Source organism: Micromonospora sp. CNZ297, from assembly GCF_007827625.1.
The window spans coordinates 493,407-515,405 of record NZ_VISU01000001.1 but is presented as its reverse complement, the minus strand read 5'-3'; the positions used below and the strand labels follow the sequence as shown (position 1 = coordinate 515,405).

Here is a 21,999-nt window from a genome sequence, read left to right as displayed (position 1 = left end):
GGTGAGTCGGCAGGTTCTTGTGGTGGGCGACCGGAAGCCGGGCTCCTATCCGACGATCGGCTCCGCGCTGTCCCGGGCCGAGCCCGGCGCCACTATCGACGTCCACCCCGGCCGGTACGTCGAGAAGCTCGTGGTCGGTGACCGGGTGACGATCAGCGCGGCCCGGCCCGGCACCGTCGAGGTGCACGTGGAGGAGGGCAGCGTCCTCGTCGTACGCGGTGAGGGCGCCCAGCTGCGCGGCATCACGCTCAGCAGCGCCGACACGACGCTGGCGGCGGTAGACGTGTACGCGGGCGAGGTGGCGCTCGACGACTGCCGGGTCAGCGGCGCCTCCTGGGTGACGCTGCTGGCCCGGATGCAGGGCACCGTCGCGCTGCGTGGCTGCGACGTGACCAGCTCGGCGGGCGCGGGCGTGGTGGTGATGTCGGCCGGGTCGAGCACGATCGAGGACACCGACGTCCACGACGTCGCCACGAGCAGCGTCGTGGTGGGGGAGCAGAGCGCCCTGACGCTGCGCCGCTGCCGCCTGCGCACGGCCGGCGCGAACAGCGTGTGTGCCGGCGGCGACGCCCGGCTCACGATCGAGCAGTGCGAGATCACCGGGGCCGGCAAGCCCGCCCTCGTGGTCGAGCAGCGCGCCTGGGCGCGCATCCGCGGCCTGGCCGTCACCGGCAGCGGCAACGTCGACGTCTTCGTGCGCGGCGAAGGCGACGTGCAGATCAGCGACTCGACGTTCACCGGCGCCGCGGTGCAGTCGGCGCACATCGCCGAGGGCGCGTCGCCATCGTTCCGCAACTGCACGTTCGGCGGTGCCGGGCACACCGCCGTGCAGGTGCTCGGCGGCGGCCGCCCGACCTTCACCGACTGCACGGTCCAGGACGCGCCGGTCGGGGTCGCCGTCACCGGCGGCTCGCCCCGCTTCCTCGGGCTGACCGTGCGGGGCACGCGCGACAACGTCGCCGTGCTCACCGGTGAGTCGGCTGTCGTGCTCCAGCGGCTGCGCGCCGAGATCACCACGGGCGGCGGGGTGCTGGTCCAGGACGGCGCCTCGCTGGAGGGCACCGACCTGGTGGTGGACGCGGGCGAGGCGACAGCGCTCGCGCTGACCGGCCCGGCGCGGGGCGTCGTGCACGAGGCCCGCCTCACCGGAACCGGCGTGGCCTGCGTCCGGGTGGGCGCCGGCGCCGACCTGACGCTGCGCGCGTCCCTGCTGCGGGGTGCGGGCGTGCTGGCCGAGGGGACGCTCCAGCTCGGCGACAGCGAGATCGTCGGCGCGGCCCGCGACGGCCTGCGGGTCACCGGGTCGGCGACCGTCACGCAGACCCGGGTGCGCGACGCCCGGGCCGACGGGATCGTCTTCGAGGCGGGCTCCCGTGGGTCGGTGAGCGACGGGGAGGTGTTCGGCAGCGGCGGGGCCGGCATCGGCGTGGACACCGTGGAGCCGGTGGCGCTGACCCGGTGCGTGGTGCGCGACAGCGGCGGCGAGGACGTCCGCCGCGGGCCCGGCGCCACGGTGACGACCGAGGCGCTGACCGTGGGCCGCCCGCAGGCCACCCCGGCGCCCGCCGGTCCGCCGTCCGCCGCGCCGGTCCCGGTGGCCGGCGACGAGGGTACGGCGGCGGAGAGCGGCGCGGACGAGCTGAGCGAGCCGCTTCGCGAGTTGAACGGGCTGATCGGTCTGCGCGGGGTGAAGCAGGAGGTCACCGCGCTGATCAACCTGATCAAGATGTCGCAGGTCCGGCTCCAGATGGGCCTGCCGATGCCGCCGATGAGCCGGCACCTGGTCTTCGCCGGCCCGCCCGGCACCGGTAAGACCACTGTGGCCCGCCTGTACGGCTCGGTGCTCAAGGAGCTGGGCATCCTGTCCAAGGGCCACATGGTCGAGGCGGCGCGGGCCGACCTGGTGGGCCAGTACATCGGCTCCACGGCGATCAAGACGACCGAGCTGGTCACCAAGGCGCTCGGCGGCGTGCTCTTCATCGACGAGGCGTACACGCTGTCCAGCGGCTCGGGCGGCTCCGGGCCGGACTTCGGTCAGGAGGCCATCGACGCGCTGATGAAGATGATGGAGGACCACCGCGACGAGCTGGTGGTGATCGTCGCGGGCTACTCCGAGCTGATGGAGCAGTTCCTCGCCTCCAACCCGGGTATGGCGTCCCGCTTCACCCGTACCGTCGAGTTCCCGAACTACTCCGTCGAGGAGCTCGTCACCATCACCTCGAACCTGGTCAGCAAGCACTACTACGAGCTGACCGACGACGCGGTGGACGCGCTCACCGCGTACTTCACGCGGGTGCCGAAGAACGCGACGTTCGGCAACGGCCGGGTGGCCCGCAAGCTGTTCGAGGCGCTGATCAACAACCAGGCGTCGCGCCTGGCGACCACGCCGCCCACGAAGGACAGCGAACTCAACCGGCTCACCGCCGCCGACGTCGAACCCGAGCTGGCGCTGCTGGAGGACCTGCCGGTCGAGCAGGGCGAGCAGCCCGACGCGGCGACCGACCCGACCGGCGCGATCAACGCGGCCCGCAGCTGGAAGCGGATCTGCGGCCTGGTCGGCGGGCAGCGCGTCAAGGAGGCGGCCGGGCAGACGCTGTTGCAGCTCTGCGAGGGACGCAACCGCCGGCGCGGCCCCGGCCGCACCGGCAACGTGCTGCTCGGCGGCCGGGCCGGGAGCGGCCGCAGCGAGTACGCCCGGCTGTACGCGGCATGCCTGTCGGAGCTGGGCCTGGTGCCGGTCGGCCAGCTGGTGCGGGTGAGCACGAGCCGGGAACTGGCGCCGCAGTGGCCCGGCCAGGCCGGGAGCCTGGTGGACGCGGTCCTCGACGACGCGGCCGGGGGCGTGCTCCAGCTCGACTACGTCGACGACTCCTCGGGCGTCGCGCCGGAGATCGCCGAGGCGCTCGTGAGCCGGATGCGTTCCCGGCTCGGCGATCCGGTGGTGGTGCTGACCGGCGAGGAGGCGGCCTTGGCGAGCCTGCGGACCGCGGTGCCGGCGGTGAACGAGGTGTTCGGCCAGCAGTGGTCGGTGCCCGAGTTCAGCACCGACGAGCTGGCCACCGTCGTGCTGCGGCACCTGGTGCGGCGGGGTCATGAGGTGCCCGACGACGTCCGGGCCGCGCTGACGCAGATGACCGGCCGGCTGCCCGAGCGCACAGTCCACGCCGCCCACCAGTTCTCGCTCGCGCTGACCCGGCGCACCGGCTCCCGTACCCTCGCGCTCGCCGACCTGGCCGCGCCCGGCCCGGCGGCCGGCGAGCGGCTCGGCGGCCTGGCCGCCGTCGGCTGACCACCCGCCCACACACAGAAAGGCCCGGCATGCAGCCCGAGTCCACGCCGATCCCACCCTCGTTCCAGGAGTTCATGGAGAACGCGCAGCGCCTGGAGGACCAGATGCGCAACGCGCAGTCGGAGCTGGAGCGGGCGATCGTCACCGGCCGCTCCCAGGACGCCACTGTGGTGGTCATGGCCAGCGGCCTGGGCAAGGTCCAGGCCGTCCGGGTCGACCCACGGGTGTACGAGCAGCGTGACGCAGCGTCGTTGCAGACGGCGATCATGGAGGCGATCCAGGCCGCCGCCGCGAACGCCGGGAAGCTCGCGACGGAGAAGATGGGCCCCGTCGAAATCAATCTTCACTGACTGAAAAAAGTCTGACCAGCGGTTATGTGCAGATCTTCACGGCTCGACGCCATCAGGAAAGAGAGTGTGGAGATTTCTTGAAGGACTCTCCATGAGACTGTCAGCCCCTACTGACAGTGATGGAGATGGCTGTGGAGCAAGTTGCCGTCTTTGTGCACGCGCCCGACCCGCTGACCCACACCGGCCTGACCGCCCACCTCCGGTCGCGCTCCGACATCACGCTGCTGGAGAGCGCGGACCGGACGCGGGCGCAGGTGCTCGTCGTCGCCGCGGAGCGGCTCACCACCGACGTGATCGCCATGCTGCGCCTCGCGGCGACCGAGATCGGCGCCCCGGTCGTCCTGATCACGACCGAGGTCAGCGAGCAGGAGCTGCTGACCGCTGTGGAGTGCCGGGTGGTGGCGGTCCTGCCGCGCGTGGCGGTCACCGCCGAACGCCTCGTGCACAGTGTCCGGGCGGCCGCCTCCGGCGGCGGCGTGCTGCCCCCGAACCTGGTGGGCGAGCTGCTCAAGCACATCGAACGGCTCCAGCGCGACGTGCTCAACCCCAACGGGCTCAACGCCTCCGGCCTGACCGCGCGCGAGATCGACGTGCTGCGGCTGATGGCCGAGGGCTTCGACACCAACGAGATCGCCGACGAGCTGCGCTACTCCGAACGCACTGTGAAGAACGTCATCTACGGCCTCAACCACCGGCTGAAGCTGCGCAACCGCTCGCACGCGGTGGCCTACGCCCTGCGCTCCGGCATGATCTGAGGTGATCACGCGCCACACCGTCGGCAACGCCCTGGTGCTGCACGCCAGCGAGCGGATCAGCACGGAGGCCCGTACGGTCGCGCTGTCGGTGGACCGGGATCCCGACAACGACATCGTGATCCTGGACCTGCAACACGAACTGCCGTTCGACATCTGGGACACGGTCGCGACCGAGCTGCGCCGGCAACGCCTGCGCCGGGGCATCCGGCTGGTCGTCTGCGGCGCCCGCCCGGAGACCGGGGCGCTCGCCGGCCAGTGGCTCTCCGACCGGCTGGGCCGGCCGGTGATCGCCCCGTTCGGACGGATGATCCCGGGTGCGGCGGGACTGCTGTTCGTGCACGCCACCGATCTCGGCGGCTGGGTCTGCTACCGGCGCGGCCACACGCCGGTCTGGCAGTCGAAGCGCTATCCCGTACCGGCCTGGGACGGCGCCGCCGTCGACCACCTGACGATCAGCTCGACCTGTGCCGCCGAGCCGCTGCCCGGCGGTGTCTGGCTCCGGGAGAGCCGCGACGAGGCCGCAGTCGCCGTGCACGGAAGCCACCTCACCTCGACGATGCCGTGCCTGCCGGACGCCATGCCGGTCCTGGTGGGCTGCCCCGGCACGGCGCCGCTGCGCCTGGACGACATCGCCCGGTTCTGGCGCGGCCTGGCGCCCGAGGGCCGCGAGCACGCCCGCTTCGTCCAGTACGGCCCGGTCGCGCTGCCCGACGGCGAGCAGTTCGGGCAGGCGCTGGCCGACCTGCTGCGCAGCCCGGTGCGCGTCTTCACCGGCGTGCCCAGCGGCCGGCCCGACGGCCCGGCCATGTTCACTGTCGACGCCGACGGGCGGCCCGGCTGGCAGGTCTTCGCCGAGGAGCTGGCCTACCGTCCCCGGGAGACGCTGGGGGCGAAGGCGGTGACGCCGCGCATCCTGCGTCACCGCGCGCCGCCGGAACTCGGCGAGCCGGTCGGCCCGCGCGTCTACCAGTACGCCCACGACGCGGTGGTCGAGGTGATCCCGTCCGGCCTCTGGCTGCGCGCCCCGGAGCCGCCCCGCCACGCCGACCGGATCCGCGCGGTGCCGATGGACCCGAACCGCGTCCGGCTGGTCGTGGACGACCCGGCGCCGGCCGCTGCCGACCGTCACCGGGAACTGGCCGGTGACCTGGCGGCCCGGCTGGACCCGGCGACCCGCAGGCGCGCGGCGGTGCAGCCGTCCTCGCTCGTAGCGCCGGGACGCCCAGGGCTCTCGGCGCGCGGGATCGAGGCCGGGACGTACCGGCACACGACGGGTCACGCCGCCGACCTGCTCCCCGCGCCGTCGGTGCCGGCGCCCGTCCCGGAGCCGGTGCCCGTCGCCGTGGCCGGCCCGCCCGCACCGTCGGCCGGCGAGGTGGCCGCGACCGTTCCCGCAGTCGCCGGTCCCGCCGCCCTGCCGGAAACGACCCTGCCGGACGGCTCCGGGCTTCCCGGCCCGGGGGCAGAAGCGACCAGGCCTCACGGTGCCGGGCCGGACGCGGCCGGGCTTCCCGGGGCCGGGCTGAGCGTTGTCGGGTCGGAGGTGGCTGGGCCTCACGCGGCTGGGCCTCACGCGGCCGGGCTCGACGGCATCGGGCCGGACGCGAACCCGCCGGAGGCGGCGGCGCCCGACGTGGCCGGGCCGGTGCTCGACGGCGGCGCGGGCTGGGCGACCAGCCCGACGATGACGCTGCCGGTGCACCGCCCCGCACCGGCGCCCGTCCGCTTCCAGCGCACCCCCGGCGACGACGCGCGGGGCGTACGCCCCGGCCCCGACCTGGACGAGGAGCGGACCTGGTTCCGGCGCGCGTTCCGCCGCGAGATCGCCGCAGTCTCCGCCGACGTGGCGGACGTGCTCGCCGCGCATCCGGCGCTCGCCGGCGGCGCCGACGCGGTGGAGTACGCGACAGCCGTCCGCCTCTACCTCTCGGCCGCGGGCGACGGCCTCGACCAGGCGCTGCGGTCCGCCGAGCCGGGCGGACACGTGCCGTTCGCCAGGTGCGTGTCAGCGGGCGTACGCCGGCTGCCCGTGCACCGCGGCGTCGCGTACGCAGGCGCCGGGCTGACCACCGCGGACCTGCGCAGGATCGCGCAGCGGCGGGTGCTCACCGACTGGGGGTTCACCAACGCCCTCGCCGAGCCGCCCGCCGACCTGCCGGGCACGGTCGAGGTGCTGATCTGGTCGGCGACCGCGCGGCGCACGGCGGCGTTCGAGACCGGCGACGGCGTGCCCGCCCGGGTGCTGTTCCTCCCCGGTACGGCGTTCACGGTGCTCCAGGTGCAGGAGCCCGAGGCCGGTGCACCCGCCCGGCTGCTGTTGCGGGAACTGGCGGTGGAGGAGCCGCCCGTGGACGGGCGGGTACGCTTCGACGCCCTCGCCCTGGCCGCCCTGCGCCAGCACCTCGTGCGCCGCACCGGCCCGGGTACGCCGGTCCCGGCGGCCGCCGCACGCCGGTTCACGGGCGTTCCCGGGCTGCGCTGAGGCGCTGTACCGGCCGGGCGCCGAGGCGCTACCGGTCGAGACCGTCGAGGAGGGCGGCGAGCGTCGCCCGTTGCGCCGGCGGCAGCCGGTGGCTCGCCAGGGCGCGGCGTACCAGCTCGCGGGCCGCCTCCGGGGCCTGCCGGGACAGCTCGGCGCCGTGCGCGACCAGCCAGCCCACCAGCCACTCGTCCACTTCGGGCGGCCCGGCGAGCAGGTGGTCGGCGACCCGGGTGACGGGGCCGCCGTTGTCCGCGAGCGCCTGCGCCGCGTGCCGGTGCAGCGTCGGCCGTAGCGCGGCGGGGATGCTGCCGGCGAGGGCCCGCCGCAGCACCGGTTGCCGGAACGCCAGATCGCTGCCCGCGTCCACGAGGACGTCGGCGGCGACCGCCTCCTCCAGGTCGGCCATCAGGTCGAACGGGGTCCGCCCGGTGACCGCCGCGACCTCCGTGACGGCGAACTCGTCGCCGAGCAGGGCGGCGTAGCGCAGCGCCTCCCGGGCGCCGGGGGAGAGGTGGTCGAGGCTGGCCCGCACGGTGTCCAGAAGCGAGCGCGGCATGTCGTCGGCTCGCGCGTCGACCTCGGCGAGCCCGTCGACCACCCGTACCCCGTCCTCCGCCACGAGGCCGGTGACCAGTTCCCGGGCGTACAGCGGGTTGCCGGCGGCCAGCGGCGCCAGCGACCGCAGCGTGGCGCCGGGCGGCACGCCGACGGTCCGGCCGAAGATCTGCTCGATGTCCGACGGGGGCAGGGGAGTGAGCCGGATCAGGTGCCCGGCGCGGGTGCTCACGCCGCGCCGCAGCCGGGCCAGGTCGCGGCGGCCGGGCTCGGGCCGGGCGGTCGCGACGAGCAGCAGCGGCAGCCACCGGGTCAGCGCGGCCAGCCGCTCCCAGGCGAGCAGGCTCACCTCGTCGGCCCACTGGAGATGGTCGACGGCCAGGACCAGCGGGCCCTCGGCGGTCAGCCGGCGGACGTGGTCGAGCACCCGGTCGACAGCCGTCGCCGGGTCGTCGTGCGGCGCGTCCTCCAGGCGCAGCGCCCGGCGCATCACGTGCAGGGGGATACGGCTGCTGAGTTCCTCGGCGCTGCCGCGCGCGACCCGGTGGCCCCGCGCACGCGCCTCGTGCAGCGCCGCGTCGAGCAGCGCGGACTTGCCGATGCCCGGCTCACCCTCGATCCACACGATCGCGCTGCGGCCCTCGCCCACCGCGTCCAGCAGGTCGCGCAGCAGCGCCAGTTCGGCGTCGCGTCCGACCAGCCGGCCCCGCTGCGGTACGGGCGGCGCGGCCACCGCTGCCGGCACCTCCGCTACCGGCGTCACCGGTACGGCCGGAGGGGCCGCCGCCGGCTCGGCGAGGATCCGGCTCTGCAACTCGCGCAGCGCCGGGCCGGGCTCGACCCCGAGTTCGTCCACCAGCACCCGGCGCGCCGCGTGGAAGACGTCGAGCGCCTCGGTGCCCCGGCCGGCCCGGTGCAGCGCACACATCAGCAGCTCGTGGAACGGCTCGTGCAGCGGGTGGTCGCGGACCAGTGCGGTCAGGTCGGCGATGAGCGCGTCGTCGCCGCCGCCGGTCAGGACCAGCCGGGCCCGCCGCTCGGCCGCGGCGATCCGCATCTCGGTCAGGCGGTGCCGGTCGAGGTCGGCGAAGAGTCCGGTGACGTTCGCGTACGGCTCGCCCTGCCACAGCGCGAGCGCCTCGTCGAGCAGCGCGACGGCCGGTGCGGGCCGCCCGGCCGCGGCCGGTGCCACTGCGGCCTCGCACAGCGCCTCGAACCGGTCGGCGTCCAGCGCGCCCGGGTCGAGGCGCAACGTGTACCCGGCGCGGCCGGAGCGCAGCATCCCCCCGGCCGGGCCCAGGCTGCGCCGCAGGCCGGAGACGTAGGTGTAGATGTTGCCCGCCGCGGCGCTCGGCGCCGAGTCGCCCCACAGCGCCCGGATCAGCTCGGCGCGGGTGACCGGGCGGTTGGCGTTCGCGGCCAGCATCGCGAACAGGGCCCGCCGCCGGGCCGGTCCGAGGTCGATCTCGACCTCGCCGTTCCAGGCGCGTACCGGCCCCAGAACGGTGACGCGCAGTCTCCTCACCGGTGCCCGACGACCGCCGGTCCGACGCTCGGGGACGGCCCGCCCGGGCCGGCGATCCGGCTCATCTCGGCGCGCGTCGCGGCGTCCCCGGTGTGCGCCGACACCCAGCTCGCCTCGGCGCCCGCGGGCAGCCCGCAGCGGTGCAGCACCCGGGCCAGTTCCGCGGTGAGCAGCTCGCGGGACGGCGCGGAGAGGCCGGGCGAGGCGACGGCGTGCCGCAGCACCGCGATCGCGGGCGCGGGGGCGACGGCGCCCAGTTGCGCGGCGTGCGTGGTCAGCCAGTCCTGCACCCAGGCGTCGACCGGCACCGGTCCGGCCAGCAACTGGCCCGCGACCCGGCCGAGGTCGCCACCTGCTTCGGCGAGCCGCTGGGCGAATTGCCTGTGCATCAGCACCCGCAGCGCGGTCGGGATCGCGCCGCGCAGGACCCGGCGCAGGACCGGATGCCGGAACCGCAGGCGACGCCCGTCCTCGACGAGGACCCCGGCGGCCAGCGACTCCTCCACCGCGGGCACGAGTTCCGGCGCCGACTTGCCGGTGACCGCGGCCAGGTCGGCGACCAGGTAGTTGTTGCCGAGGAACGCGATCGCCCGCAGCAACTGACGGGTGTCGTCGGCGAGCGGTTGCAGGTGCCGGGAGACCGCGTCGGTCAGCTCGGGTCCGGGCGTGTCGGCCGTCCGGCCGTCACGGTCGGCGAGGACGAGATGACGAAGGTAGTACGGGTTCCCGGCGGCCGCCGCCACCAACGAGCGGGTGGTGCCGGCGCCCGGGCCGGGCGGACGGGACCAGTCGCGTACGAGCGCGGTCGCGGTGTCGTCGTCGAGCGGGCCGAGTTCGACGAGCGCGGTGCCGTCGCGGGGCAGCACCCGGCGCAGGAGCCGCACCTCGTATCCGGCCGGAACCGGGCGGGCGGCCGAGACGAGCAGCAGCGGCAACCGCGTGGTCAGCTTGTGCAGCGCGTGCCAGACCAGCAGCGACATGTCGTCGGCCCACTGGAGGTCGTCCAGGACCAGCAGCAGCGGCCGTTCGGCGCACCGCGCCACCACGAACCGCTGCACCGTGTCGATCACGGTCATGGTCGGCGGTGCCCCGGCCGTGCAGGCGTGCAGCGAGGCGGGCAGGCCGTCCGCGTCGTTGCCCAGGGAGAGGCACTCCAGCACGATGCTCAACGGCATCCGGTACGCCAGCTCGTCGCCGACGGCCCAGCCGACCTGGACGCCGAGCGGGGCCGCGCCGCTCAGCCCCTCGGCCAGCAGCGCCGACTTCCCGATGCCCGCCTCGCCGCTGATCCAGACGCTGCCGCCGCGTCCGCCGGCCAGGCCGGTGACCGCCGACCGCAGCCGGGCCAGCGCGGCGGAGCGGCCCCGGAAGCCGGGGTGCCGCCGCGGGGCCGGGCCGGGGCCGCGTGCCGGGGTCGCGGTGCCGGCCGACAGTTGTTCGTGGATCTGCCGGACGGCGGCGGCGGGTTCGGTGCCCGACTCCTCGACCAGCCGGTCCCGCAGCGTGGCGTAGAGCGCGAGCGCCTCGGCGGTACGCCCCTGCGCGGCGAGCGCGCGCATCGCCACCGCGTACAGGCTCTCCCGGGCCGGGTGGCGGCCGACGAGCGCGAGCAGGCGGTCGACGACCTCGGCGCCGCGTCCGAGGCCCAGCATCAGCTCGGCCTGCCGTTCCACTGTCGTCAGGTACAGCTCGCCCAGCCGGATCCGGTGGCCGGCGGCCCGTGGTCCCGGTACGCCGACGAGCGCCTCGTCGCCCCGCCACTGCGCGAGCGCGGCGTCCAGGGCGGCCAGTTCGCCGGCGGTGTCCCCGGTGGCGCGGGGCGCGCGGCTGCGTTCGCGCAACCGCTCGAAGCGGTGCACGTCGACGGCGTCGGCGTCGAGGTGCAGCCGGTAGCTGCCGCCCTCGGAGGTGAGCACCCGGCCGGAGGACCACCTGCCACGGTCCGGTTCGAGCATCCGGCGCAGGGCGGAGACGTACGTGTAGAGGTTGCCGGTCGCGCTGGCCGGCGGGTGGTCACCCCAGACGGCGGTGATCAGCTCGTCCCGGGACAGGCCCCGCTCCGGGGTGAGCGCCAGCGCGCTGAAGACGGCCCGGCGCTGAGCCGAGCGCAGTGGCAGTTCCCGCCCGGCGTACGTGATCCGGAGATTGCCCAGCAAGCGGATGTCGAAGCCACTGCACTGTGCCGTCATGCCGTCCTCGTGGTGACCGGATACCTGCCTCGGTGACAACCGTTCGGCGGAACCCTAGCCCAACCATCTACCATGTCAACTTCGTGTGGATGGCGGAAAGGCTTACGGCGCAGGGCTTTCCGGTGTACGTCGCGTTCATCTCCGGCCGCTGCCGGTAGCGCTAGCAGGCAGTCTTCCCGAGGGCGGGCCCGAACCGTCCACGACGGACCGGCGGGCGGCCGGGCGTCCCGGCGAGACGATACTCACCTCGGGCGGGGCCGGGGTCCGACGCTGGCCCCGCCGAGGTGGTTCAGCTACCGGCGCAGGTGGCGGTGGCGCCGCCGCCGGTCCCGGTGCCCTGGAATCCGAAGGTGGTGCTCTGGCCCGCGCCCAGCCGTCCGTTGTAGCTCTGGTTGGCCACGGTGACGGTGCCGCTGGTGCCGCTGGGCACGCCGTTCCACAACGAGCTGATCGCGGCGCCGCCCGGCAGGGTGAGCGTCACGCGCCAGCCGGTCAGCGCGGTGCTCCCGGCGGTCACGGTCACGTTGGCGACGAAGCCACCGTTCCACTGGTCCTGGACGGCGTAGACGGCGGTGCAGGAGGCCCCACCCGGCGGCGGAGTGGTGGGCGGGGGCGTGGTGGGTGGCGGGGTCGTGGGCGGGGGAGTGGTGGGCGGCGGGCCGTCCAGCGTCAGGTTCTTCTGCTGGACGCTCCACTGGCTGCGGCACAGACCGCAGTCCGGGCCGACGAAGTTCGCGCCGGCGCCGACGTCGCCCTTCAGGCGCCACTTGAGGTAGAGCACCGCGACCCGGCCGAACTCGCCGCCGTTGGGCTGGTCGTACGTGCCGCCGTGCCCGACGTTCAGGTTGCCCATGAAGGCGGGCAGCCCGGCCGGCAGCTTGCCCCAGTCGTCCATCGCGTTCGGGTACGCGATGTCGCTCGGCCCGCCGACGAAGTACGCGATCGGCTTGGTCAGTCGCCGCAGCTGGTAGTCGTCGGCGTCGTTGAGCAGGCCGCTGCTGAAGATGCCGGTGGTGGTGACGCGCGGGTCGTTCGAGACCGCGTACGCCTCCAGGCCACCGCAGGAGAACCCGGCCACGGCGATCTTCGTGGTGTCGATCCGGTTGTAGTACCTGCTGCCCGGCCGGGAGTTCTCCGCCACGGCCCAGTCGATGGACTGGGTGAGCATCTGGGCGTTCGTGGAGCCGGAGCCGTTCGGTGCGCCGTTGGCGATGGCGAGGAAGCCGTGGGAGGCGATCTCGCGCAGGAAGTTGCCCTGCGACAGGCCGTTCGCCGAGCAGCCGCCGTTGCCCCAGACCAGGACGGGAAGGCGCTCGGACGGGAGCGTCTGGGGCCGGAAGATGGTGTGGTTGGGCAGGCTCGACGAGGTCTCGTAGTCAGCGGGGTAGGGCCCCGAGCCGCCGATCGCGGCACCCGCGGGTGTCGCGCCGAGCGCCACGACCACGGAGGCGAGCGGGACGAGGGCGGCTGCGAGCCCCGCGTAGATCTTCGATCGTCTTCTCATGCGCCCTCCAGGGGACACGTCGTGACGGCGCTCCCTGGATGGTGGTGGTGGCGGTGGGTCGGCCACGTCGGTGTGGCGCCGCCGCGATGCGTCCCCGCGGAGGGACCGGCGGGAGCTTTTGCAGTTACTATCACCGCCGTAACAAAATGTGTCAATACACGTTGGTCGATGCCTGACACTGATTTGGTTGACAACTCAACCTTCCTGCGGCACCGTTGGCATCGATGCGCATCGCTCCTGACGGGGTGGGAAACCGCCGCCCCCTCTTGGCCGCCCACCGTCCCTGGAGGACAGAATGCGCACGTCCACCATGCGAATCGCCGCCGGTCTCGCCGCCGCGGCCCTGACCGTCCCGCTGTTCGCCGCGCCCGCCGCCGCCGAGCCGGCCACGATCCCGAACCCCGACACGGGCCTGGTCTTCTACTCCAGCGATCCGCTCGCCGTGGTCGCCCGGCAGGCCGCGCCGGACGACCTGTGCCGCCCGTTCCCGGCCGACGCCGACTGGCTGCTCGGCTGGAGCGGCGGCTTCCAGAACGTCATCGGCTACCAGTCCGCCGACTGCAGCGGGCACGGGTACGGGCTCGGCCTGTTCCGGGGCTGGACGACGCGCGGCACCTTCGGCTCGTACAAGACGCTCTGACCGACCCCCGCGACGCCGGTCCGCGGTACGCCGAGCGCGGCGTGCCGCGGACCCCTCGCGCCACATGTCTTGCGCGCACATCGCCGACGCGCTGGACAGCGGACGCGACACCGCCGAGATCCTCGCCGGTCTCGGCGCACCGAGCGCGGTGGCGGGCCAGGCGCGGGAGGAACTGGGCCTGTCGGTCCGGGACGGCGCGGAGCGGGCCGCCCGGACGCTGTCAGTGGTCGCGGTGGCCGCCGGTGTGCTGATCGCCGTGTGCGTGAGCTTCCTGCTGCCGTCCGCGGTGCCGGTGGACCCGCTCGGCGCGGACTCCGGCGAACAGGGCGTCGTCCGGCGGTTCGGCCCCGGCATCGCGTTGCTCACGCTGCTGCCGGCGCTCCTCGTGGCCGCGCCGCTCGTGCTGCGGGGCCGGTCCCGCGGCGCGGCACGGTTCGCCGGCGCGGCGGCGCTCGTGCCGTGGGCGATGCGGCGAGGCGCCGGTGCACGGTGGTGGCGCTACCTGACCGGCGTCTTCGTGGCGATGCCCGGCGTGCTCGTGACCGTCGCGACCGTCGGTGGCTCGGTCGGCATCGGCTGGGCGGGTGCGGCGCTGTGGATCGCCGGACCCCTCGTGGTCGGCGCGCTGTGCGCGTACGGGATCCGTGCGTGGTACGCGGTGACCGCCCCGGCCGGCGTAGGCCGCGTCGCTCGCCGCCCACGGTGACCCGGCCGCAACGCCCGGCCCGTCGCCGCGACCCGCGCCGGCCCCCGGAGCCTGACCGGGGCCGTGACGCCGGCGGCGCCGGGCGCGGTGAGCTGACCCGGTGGCCGGCCGGGGGTGCCGGTGCGGCGGGGCGCCACACGCCACCCTCCGGATCGAGGTATTGACACCTGCCTAAGTGGACGCCGAGAATTCTCCGAAAAGGTTTTCGGAGAATTCTCGGCCCACCTCGCCGGGCTGAGCCCGAGGGCCGGCATCGGCAACCGCTTACCGCTTCAGCCGTGGAGCCGGCTCCGGGTCCCTCAGAGAACGGGAGGCCGACATGACGATCACACCGAGCCGACGCGGACGGCGGTGGCTGGCCGGGCTCACGGCGGCCGTGCTGGTTCTCGGCGCGGCGGCGTGCGGCGACGACGGCGGCGACGACGGGGCACTGGCCCAGGCCGGCCCGAACGGGCTCGACGACGGCAGCAAGCTGACGCTGTGGACCCGGGCGCCGCTCGAGAAGCAGGCGAAGCTGCTGGTCGAGGCGTACAACGCCAGCCACCGGAACAAGGTCGCGCTGACCGTCGTCCCCAACGACGACTACGTCGCGAAGGTGGGCGCGGCGGCCGGCTCCGGCAGCCTGCCGGACCTGTTCGCCGCGGACATCGTGTACGTGCCGAACTGGGTGAGCCAGGGACTGTTCCAGGACCTCGGCACCAACATCGACGGCCTCGACTTCAAGGACTCGGTCAACAAGGGCCACCTCGCCGCCGGTACGCGTGACGGCCGGAAGTACGTGCTGCCGTTCGTGCTCGACCTGTCGATGCTGTTCTGGAACAAGAAGCTGTTCCGGGAGGCCGGGCTCGACCCGGACCGGGCGCCGGCGACCCTCGCCGAGTACGCCACGGCCGCCAAGGCCGTCCAGGCCATCGGGAGGGACGGTGTCTACGGCACCGCCACCGGCCTCAACTGCGGCGGCTGCCTGGCCTTCACCTGGTTCCCGTCGATCTGGGCGGCGGGCGGCGAGGTGCTCGGCCCGGACGGCACCACCTCCGAACTCGCCGGAGACACCGCAGAGAAGGTCTACCGCACCTGGGCGGACCTGTGGCGCTCCGGCGCGGTCCTGCCGTCCTCGGCGGGGGAGACCGGTCCGACCTGGACCGCGGCCTTCACCGAGGGCAAGGTGGGCCTGATGTTCTATCCGGCGACGCTGCTCTCCTCGACGCCGTTCGACGTCGGGGTGGCCGGCATCCCCGGCCCCGACGGCGGTGCGTCGACATTCGTCGGAGGCGACGGCATCGGCGTGTCGAAGGACTCCCGGAAGTCCGGGCAGGCCTGGAACTTCCTCAACTGGTTGATGTCGGAGCAGGCCCAGGTGGAGGTGCTGGCGAAGAACAAGGACGTGGTGTCGCGCTCCGACCTGGCGGACAACAGGTACGCCGCGCGGGATCCTCGCCTGGTCATCGTCAACGAGGTGGCCGGCAAGGGCGACACCCCGGTCGCCCTGAACTTCCAGCAGGCCTTCAACGCCCCGGGCAGCCCGTGGCTCGCCCTGGTCCGCGGCCAGGTCCTCCAGGGCGGCGGCGACATCCAGAAGCAGAACGACCAGATCACCGCCGTCCTGAAGCAGTAGGCCGCGGCGGGGGAGCGAGGAGCTGCCATGGAGGTCACCGCACCACCGGATCCGCGCCGCGCGACGGCCCGCCGCCGCTTCCGTTCCGGACGCCGGCAGGCGCTGCTCGGCTGGCTGTTCGCCGCACCCACAGCGGCCTTCGTCGCAGCGCTGTTCGCCGTTCCCCTGCTGCTGGTGCTCAAGATGGCTGCGTCGAGGTGGCCGTTGCTGGCCGGCGACCAGGGACTGAACGCGCCCGACAACGTCACCCGGGCGGTGAGCCACCGCTTCTTCAGCGACTCGGTCGTCTTCACCGTCAAGTACACACTGCTCGCGACGGTGCTGCTGATCGCGCTCGGGCTGGGGCTGGCACTGCTCGTACAGGAGTCGAGCCGGTGGAACAACCTGCTGCGCGCGTCGTTCCTCGTCCCCGGCGCCCTCGGGCTGGCCTCGGCGTCCCTGCTGTTCTACGTGATCTACTCGCCGTACGCCAGCCCGTTCGCGCCGGTGATGCGCCGGCTGGACGTCACGTTCCTCGGCTCACCGAACGCGGCGCTCCTGTCGACCGTCTTCCTCGTCGTCTGGCGCTACGCCGGCTTCTACATGGTGCTCATGCTCGTCGGCCTCCAGAGCATCCCGGCGGACGTCTTCGAGGCCGCGCGCGCGGACGGCGCGAGCCGCTGGCAGACGTTCCGGCGGGTGACCCTGCCGCTGCTGCGCCCGACGCTGGCGCTGACGACGGTGCTCTGCGTGACCGGTTCCCTGCTCGCGTTCGAACAGTTCTACATCCTCACGAAGGGCGGCCCGGACAACAGCACCGTCACCGTCGTGCAGCTGATCTACATGATCGCGTTCCAGGGCCAGAACGACCTCGGCGTCGCCGCCGCGCTGTCGGTCGTCGTCCTGGTGGCCCTGGTCCTGCTCAACGCGCTGCAACTGCGCGCCTTCCGGCCCGAGGAGCGTTGAACCATGGCCGTCGACTCCCGTTCCGCCCGCACCCCTGTGGACGAGACGCCCCAGCGTCCTGCCCCGGCGCCGGCCGCCGCGCGCAGGCCGGACGGTCTCACCGTCGCCGGCGTGGCGCTGCGCACGCCGTACTGGGTGTTCACCGGAGGGATGGCGCTGATCTTCCTCTTCCCGCTGGTCTGGACGGCTGTCGCGTCGGTGTCCCCGCAAGCCGGGACCGGCCAGACGCAGGGCTGGGGGTTCGGCAACTACGCGACCCTGGCCGGATATCAGGCGGGCGTGGGGCGCTATCTCGCCAACTCGGCGCTGGTGTCGCTCCTGACGGTCGTGCTCACCCTGGCCGTCTCCCTCCTGGGCGGCTACGCGTTCGCACGGTTCCGCTTCCCCGGGCGCAACGCGCTGTTCCTGCTCACCCTCGCCATCCTGATGGTGCCGTACGCGACCCTGCTCATCCCGCTCTACGTCCTGCTCAACCGGGTCGGGTTGCAGAACTCGCTCGTCGGCGTCGCCCTGGTGCTCACCATGTTCCAGCTCCCGTTCTCCACGTTCCTGATGCGGATCTCCTTCGAGGCGGTGCCGCGTGAACTCGACGAGGCGGCGATGGTCGACGGGTGCTCGTCGTTCGGCGCGCTGCGCCGGGTGCTCATCCCGGCCGTCAAGCCCGGCCTGATCACCGTCGGACTGTTCGCGTTCCTCGCCTCGTGGAACGACTTCATGGCGCCGCTGATCCTCATCAACGACTCCGAGCGGATGACCCTGCCACTCGCGGTGGCCAACCTTCGCGGCCAGACCCAGGGCGTCGTCGACTACGGCGCGACCGAAGCGGGTGTCGTCGTGCTCGCCCTGCCGTGCGTCGTGCTGTTCCTGCTGCTCCAACGACACTACGTGCGCGGCTTCATGTCCGGCGCGGTGAAGGGATGACCATGGCTCGTAGCGTGCCCGCCGCCGCACCTGTCCTGCCGACGCGCGGCCGGTTCCGGCCGCTCGGGCTCGGTGAAGTACGCATCACCGGCGGATTCTGGGCGGACCGGCAGTCCGTCAACGCGGACGCGAGCCTGGGGCACATCGGGCACTGGCTGGAGCGGGAGGGCTGGATCCGCAACTTCGACCTGGTCGCCTCCGGCGGGCCGGCCGGCGGGCGCCGGGGGCGCGAGTTCTCCGACTCGGAGGTCTACAAGTACCTCGAGGCGATGGCGTGGGAGATCGGCCGCAGCGGCGACCCGCGGCTGGAGTCGGTCTTCGGCCGCGTCGTCGGCCGGGTGGCCCGGGCGCAGGACGGCGACGGCTACCTCAACACGCGGTTCGGGCACCGGGGGCAACCACCGCGCTGGTCCGACCTCGGGCACGGGCACGAACTCTACTGCGCCGGCCACCTGCTCCAGGCGGCCGTCGCCCGGGCCCGGACCCGTCCGCACGCCGACGACGGGCTGGTGGCGGTCGCCCGGCGGGTCGCCGACAACATCTGCGACACGTTCGGGCCGGACGGGCTCGACGGGCTGTGCGGGCACCCGGAGATCGAGACCGCGCTCGTCGAGTTCGCCCGCACGACCGGCGACGACCGCTACCTGGCCCAGGCGGCGCTCTTCCTCGACCGGCGCGGCCACGGCCGGCTGGGGGACGTGGAGTGGGGACGCGAGTACTTCCAGGACGAGACGCCGGTACGCGAGGCGACGGTGCTGCGGGGACACGCGGTCCGCGCGAACTACCTGGCCTGCGGGGCGGTCGACGTCGCCATCGAGCGGGACGACCCGGGGCTGATGAAGGCGGTACGCCACCAGTGGCGTACCGCTGTGGCCCGGCGGACCTACCTCACCGGCGGGCAGGGTTCCCGGCACCAGGACGAGGCGTTCGGCGCCGACTGGGTGCTGCCGCCCGACCGCGCCTACTCCGAGACGTGCGCGGCGGTGGGCTCGGTGATGCTGGCCTGGCGGCTGCTGCTCGCCTCCGGCGACCCCGGCTGTGCCGATCTCATCGAGCGGACCCTGTTCAACGTGGTCGCGGCGTCCCCGGCGGCCGACGGCCGGGCGTTCTTCTACACCAACACGCTGCACCGCCGGGAACTCGGCACCCGTCCCGACGACGACCGGCTGAGCATCCGCGCCGAGGCGGCCCAGCGGGCGCCCTGGTTCGAGGTGTCGTGCTGCCCGACGAACGTCGCGCGCACCCTGGCCGGCCTCGGCGCGTACGTGGCGACCACCGACGACGAGGGCCTCCAGATCCACCAGTACGTGCCGGCGACCGTCGCCCACCGCACCCCGGACGGGGGCGAGCGGCACCTGACGGTCACCACGGGCTATCCGGACGACGGCATGGTCCGGGTACGGATCGACAGCGACGACGAGCGGCCCTGGACCCTGTCGTTGCGGGTGCCGGACTGGGCGGGGCGGGGTGCGACGCTGACCGTCGGTGGCCGGACCCGCACCGCGCATCCGGGCTACGTCACCGAGCGCCGGACGTGGCGGAGCGGGGACGAGGTCGTGCTGAGCCTGCCGGTGCAGCCCCGGTTCACGTACCCGGATCCCCGCATCGACGCGGTCCGTGGATGCGTGGCGGTGGAACGCGGGCCGCTGGTGCTCGCGGTCGAGTCGGTGGACGTGCCGCCGGGCGCGGACCTGCAAGGGCTGCACGTCGACACGAGCCGGCCGCCCCGGAGCGCCGGCGACCGGGTGTCGGTGCGCTGCCTGCGGCTCGACTGGCCCGACCACGACTGGCCCTACCGTGGTACGGCCGTACCGCCGGCCGAGGCGGTGACGGAACCGGTCGAGGTCCCGCTCGTGGCGTACCACTCCTGGGCCAACCGGGGGCCGTCCACCATGCGGGTCTGGCTGCCGGCCGGCTGACTCAGCGCGCCGCCGGGGGCGCCGCCGTGCTGTTCCGCACGACGAGTTCGGGCGTCAGGAGCACGCGTCCGGGCGCCGATCGGTCCCCGCCCGCGTCGAGCTGGGCCAGCAGCAGGTCCAGGCTGCGCCGGCCGAGTTCGGCGAAGTCCTGCCGCACAGTGGTCAGCGGGGGCAGGAAGTAGCCCGCGTCGGGCATGTCGTCGAAGCCCACCACGCTGACCTCGTCCGGCACCCGCCGGCCCGCCTCGTGCAGAGCGCGGAGCACCCCCAGGGCGATCTGGTCGCTGGCGCAGAAGACCGCCGTCACCGACGGATCCCGGGCCAGTCGCCGGCCCTGCGTGTAGCCGGCCCGGGCGGTCCAGGCACCCGGCACGGCGTACGGCGACGGCCGGCCGGTGGCGTGCAGGCCGGCTCGCCACCCGTCGGTCCGCTCGGTCGCCTCCGGCCAGTCGGCCGGGCCGGCCACGTGATGCACCGTGGAATGCCCGAGGTCGAGCAGGTGCCGGGTGGCCAGCCGGGCGCCCGCGGCGTTGTCGATCTGGACGTTCGGCACCGCCTCGTCGTGCCCGCCGCCCACGCCGACGACCGCCAGGCCGTCGGACACCTGGGCCAGCGCGGCGGCCACGACCGGCTTCGGGGCGATCGCGATGATGCCCTCGACCGACTGCGCGCGCAGCCAGTCCACCGCGTCCAGCACCGACCGGCGGTCCAGGTCGCGCAGTCCCGCCACGGTCAGGAAGTAGCCGGCGGACCGGGCCGCGCCCTCGATCGCGTACAGCATGGAGGTCGGGCCGTACAGGGCGCTCTCGTACGCGATGATGCCGAGCGTCCCGGAGCGGCGGGTGACCAGCGCGCGGGCCGCCGGGTTGCGGCGGTAGTCCAGCGCCCGCACCGCCGCCAGCACCCGGCGGCGGGTGTCGTCCCGGACGTGCGGGTGCGCGTTGAGCACCCGGGAGACCGTCTGGTTCGACACCCCCGCCAGCCGCGCGACGTCGCGCATGATCGAGTGCCTCGGCACGGGTGTGTCCTCCGGCGTCCTCATCGACTCGGGCGAGGTGTCAGCCGACCGGCTCGCCGGAGGGGGCGGGGAGCCGCACCCCGGTGGCTACCGGAGTGCCGAAGTTCGGTGTGCCGTCGGCGTTCCAGGTGAACTTCTGCGCCCGGGTGCTGCGGTTCATGTCGCAGCCGCCGGATGCCGAGCTGTTCGCGTGGTAGACGATCCAGTCCTCGGTGCCGTCCGGCGACGTGAAGAAGCCGTTGTGGCCGGGGCCGAAGACGCGGTTGGCGTCGCTGCGCTGGAAGACCGGCTGCGGGGACTTGACCCACGACGACGAGTTGAGCGGATCGCCGCCGTTCCAGGTCAGCATCCCGAGCTTGTAGTCCGGTGTGCTGCAGTGGCTGGCCGAGAAGATGATGAACGTCCGGCCGTTGCGTTGCAGGACCTCGGCGCCCTCGTTCACGGCGCCCCCGGACGTCTCCCAGCCGTAGGTGGGGGTGGACAGCAGGCGCCGCGTGCCGGCGGCGGTCCACGGGTTGCTCAGCTCGCGGATGAAGTTGGGCTGTGCGCCGTTGTAGTACGTGCCCAGCAGGTACAGCTTGCCGTTGAGCTGCATGATGCTGGGGTCCAGCTCCCAGGTGTTGTCGGCGGTGGGATCCAGCAGGTCGGCCTTGAACGTGTACGGCCCCGTCGGGTCGGTGCCGGCGCTCTCCAGCACGTGGATGCGCTGGCTGCCCAGGTCGAACGGCTGGCGGCCGGCGACGTAGTACAGGTACCAGCGCCTGCCGTTCGGGCCGTCGAGCAGGTGGAACTCGGGGGCCCACATGGTGCCCGCGCCGTTGGGGCGGGTGAGGGTGAACAGCACGGTGTCGGCCGCGCCGGCCAGCCCGTCCAGCGTCCGGGACCGCCGCATCGTGACGGTGTTGTTCCAGGTCGTGGTCGCCAGGTAGTAGTAGCCGTCGTGGTACTTCAACCACGGGTCGGGTCCGTTCACCTTGATCGGGTTGGCGTACGTGTTGGGGCCGGGGTTCGGCCCGCCGCCCGGGTAGCCGGTGAGCCGCCACGTCCGGCTGGCGGCGCTGGTGCAGGGCAACTGGACCAGAGCGGTGCCGGCCGCGCCGCCGTCGTTGACCGGAGCGACGCACTTCCCGCTGGAGACGGCGGTCAGGTTCACGGTGCCGGCGGCGCCGTTGGCCACCAGGCGGAACTGCTGGTTGGTGCCGCCGTGGCAGGTGTACTGGATGACGGCGGCGTTGTCGGCGGTGGACGCGCCGTAGATGTCGAGACAGCTGCCGGGGGTGAGTGTGGTGATCGTGTAGCGGTCGGTCGTGCCGGCCACCGGCGTGACGGTGAAGGTCTGCCGGGCGCCCGCGCCGCAGCCGGCCTGGACGAGCTGCAGCGCGTTCGTGGCGGCACCGCCGGGCACCTCGACACAGTTTCCGTTCGCCTGGTTGACGACTGTGGTGCCGAAGGCGCTGACGGCCTGGGCGGGGCTGCCGGGGAGCAGGGGCAGGAGCGCGGCCAGCAGCAGGATCGCGACGGCGGCCCCACCGGTGCGCCGGCGGGGGTGCCGGGACGGGTCCATGGGGAGGTCCTTTCGGTGTGGT

15 protein-coding genes are annotated in these 21,999 nt (G+C 73.9%); 10 read left to right on the top strand and 5 right to left on the bottom strand.

All coding sequences use genetic code 11. The features are described from left to right. Position 1 precedes the first annotated feature (1 nt). From FB454_RS02290 to FB454_RS02275, 4 genes are all read left to right on the top strand, one after another. Positions 2–3,289, top strand: coding sequence for a right-handed parallel beta-helix repeat-containing protein (locus tag FB454_RS02290; protein WP_486485388.1), 3,288 nt, complete (start codon positions 2–4; stop codon positions 3,287–3,289). Positions 3,290–3,339: 50 nt separating this feature from the next. Continuing rightward, positions 3,340–3,639 (top strand): YbaB/EbfC family nucleoid-associated protein, encoded by a 300-nt coding sequence (locus FB454_RS02285; RefSeq protein WP_369752305.1) that lies wholly within the window; start codon positions 3,340–3,342, stop codon positions 3,637–3,639. Positions 3,640–3,758: 119 nt separating this feature from the next. Beyond that, a complete protein-coding gene (locus FB454_RS02280) occupies positions 3,759–4,394 on the top strand; it encodes a helix-turn-helix transcriptional regulator (RefSeq protein WP_174361720.1) in 636 nt (211 codons plus the stop codon). A gap of 1 nt (position 4,395) precedes the next feature. Then, the gene (locus FB454_RS02275; RefSeq protein ID WP_145822365.1) at positions 4,396–6,876 is read left to right on the top strand and encodes a hypothetical protein; all 2,481 of its coding nucleotides are present in this window, start codon (positions 4,396–4,398) and stop codon (positions 6,874–6,876) included. A 28-nt stretch (positions 6,877–6,904) separates the two neighbouring features. On the opposite strand, the gene FB454_RS02270 is transcribed toward FB454_RS02275, so the two are convergent. From FB454_RS02270 to FB454_RS02260, 3 genes are all read right to left on the bottom strand, one after another. Further along, complete coding sequence (locus FB454_RS02270) at positions 6,905–8,956, bottom strand: BREX system ATP-binding domain-containing protein (RefSeq protein WP_145822364.1); 2,052 nt, start codon at positions 8,954–8,956, stop codon at positions 6,905–6,907. Beyond that, positions 8,953–11,145, bottom strand: coding sequence for a BTAD domain-containing putative transcriptional regulator (locus FB454_RS02265; RefSeq protein ID WP_145822363.1), 2,193 nt, complete (start codon positions 11,143–11,145; stop codon positions 8,953–8,955). The genes FB454_RS02270 and FB454_RS02265 overlap by 4 nt, the downstream gene beginning before the upstream one ends. Before the next feature lie 289 nt (positions 11,146–11,434). Next, complete coding sequence (locus FB454_RS02260) at positions 11,435–12,649, bottom strand: cellulose binding domain-containing protein (protein ID WP_145822362.1); 1,215 nt, start codon at positions 12,647–12,649, stop codon at positions 11,435–11,437. Positions 12,650–12,944: 295 nt separating this feature from the next. Between FB454_RS02260 and FB454_RS02255 the strand changes: the two genes are divergently transcribed. The 6 genes from FB454_RS02255 (at position 12,945) to FB454_RS02230 (ending at position 19,395) form a co-directional block, all read left to right on the top strand. Further along, positions 12,945–13,289, top strand: a complete 345-nt coding sequence (locus FB454_RS02255; RefSeq protein WP_013286972.1) for a hypothetical protein — start codon at positions 12,945–12,947, stop codon at positions 13,287–13,289. Positions 13,290–13,353: 64 nt separating this feature from the next. Beyond that, on the top strand, positions 13,354–13,995 hold the full coding sequence (locus FB454_RS02250; protein WP_145822361.1) for a hypothetical protein: 642 nt from the start codon (positions 13,354–13,356) through the stop codon (positions 13,993–13,995). Between the two features lie 319 nt (positions 13,996–14,314). Next, positions 14,315–15,610 (top strand): ABC transporter substrate-binding protein, encoded by a 1,296-nt coding sequence (locus FB454_RS02245; RefSeq protein ID WP_145822360.1) that lies wholly within the window; start codon positions 14,315–14,317, stop codon positions 15,608–15,610. 27 nt (positions 15,611–15,637) lie between these two features. Next, positions 15,638–16,555: a carbohydrate ABC transporter permease gene (locus FB454_RS02240; RefSeq protein WP_013476350.1), complete on the top strand. Its 918-nt coding sequence runs from the start codon at positions 15,638–15,640 to the stop codon at positions 16,553–16,555. Between the two features lie 3 nt (positions 16,556–16,558). Next, positions 16,559–17,476: a carbohydrate ABC transporter permease gene (locus FB454_RS02235; protein WP_145822359.1), complete on the top strand. Its 918-nt coding sequence runs from the start codon at positions 16,559–16,561 to the stop codon at positions 17,474–17,476. After that, positions 17,473–19,395 (top strand): glycoside hydrolase family 127 protein, encoded by a 1,923-nt coding sequence (locus FB454_RS02230; protein WP_357234060.1) that lies wholly within the window; start codon positions 17,473–17,475, stop codon positions 19,393–19,395. Before FB454_RS02235 ends, FB454_RS02230 begins: the two co-directional genes overlap by 4 nt. Position 19,396: 1 nt before the next feature. Here the strand turns inward: FB454_RS02230 and FB454_RS02225 are convergent, their stop codons facing one another. Both FB454_RS02225 and FB454_RS02220 read right to left on the bottom strand, forming a co-directional pair. Continuing rightward, positions 19,397–20,437: a LacI family DNA-binding transcriptional regulator gene (locus FB454_RS02225; protein ID WP_145822358.1), complete on the bottom strand. Its 1,041-nt coding sequence runs from the start codon at positions 20,435–20,437 to the stop codon at positions 19,397–19,399. A 16-nt stretch (positions 20,438–20,453) separates the two neighbouring features. Further along, positions 20,454–21,977, bottom strand: coding sequence for a family 43 glycosylhydrolase (locus tag FB454_RS02220; protein ID WP_145822357.1), 1,524 nt, complete (start codon positions 21,975–21,977; stop codon positions 20,454–20,456). Positions 21,978–21,999 lie beyond the last annotated feature (22 nt).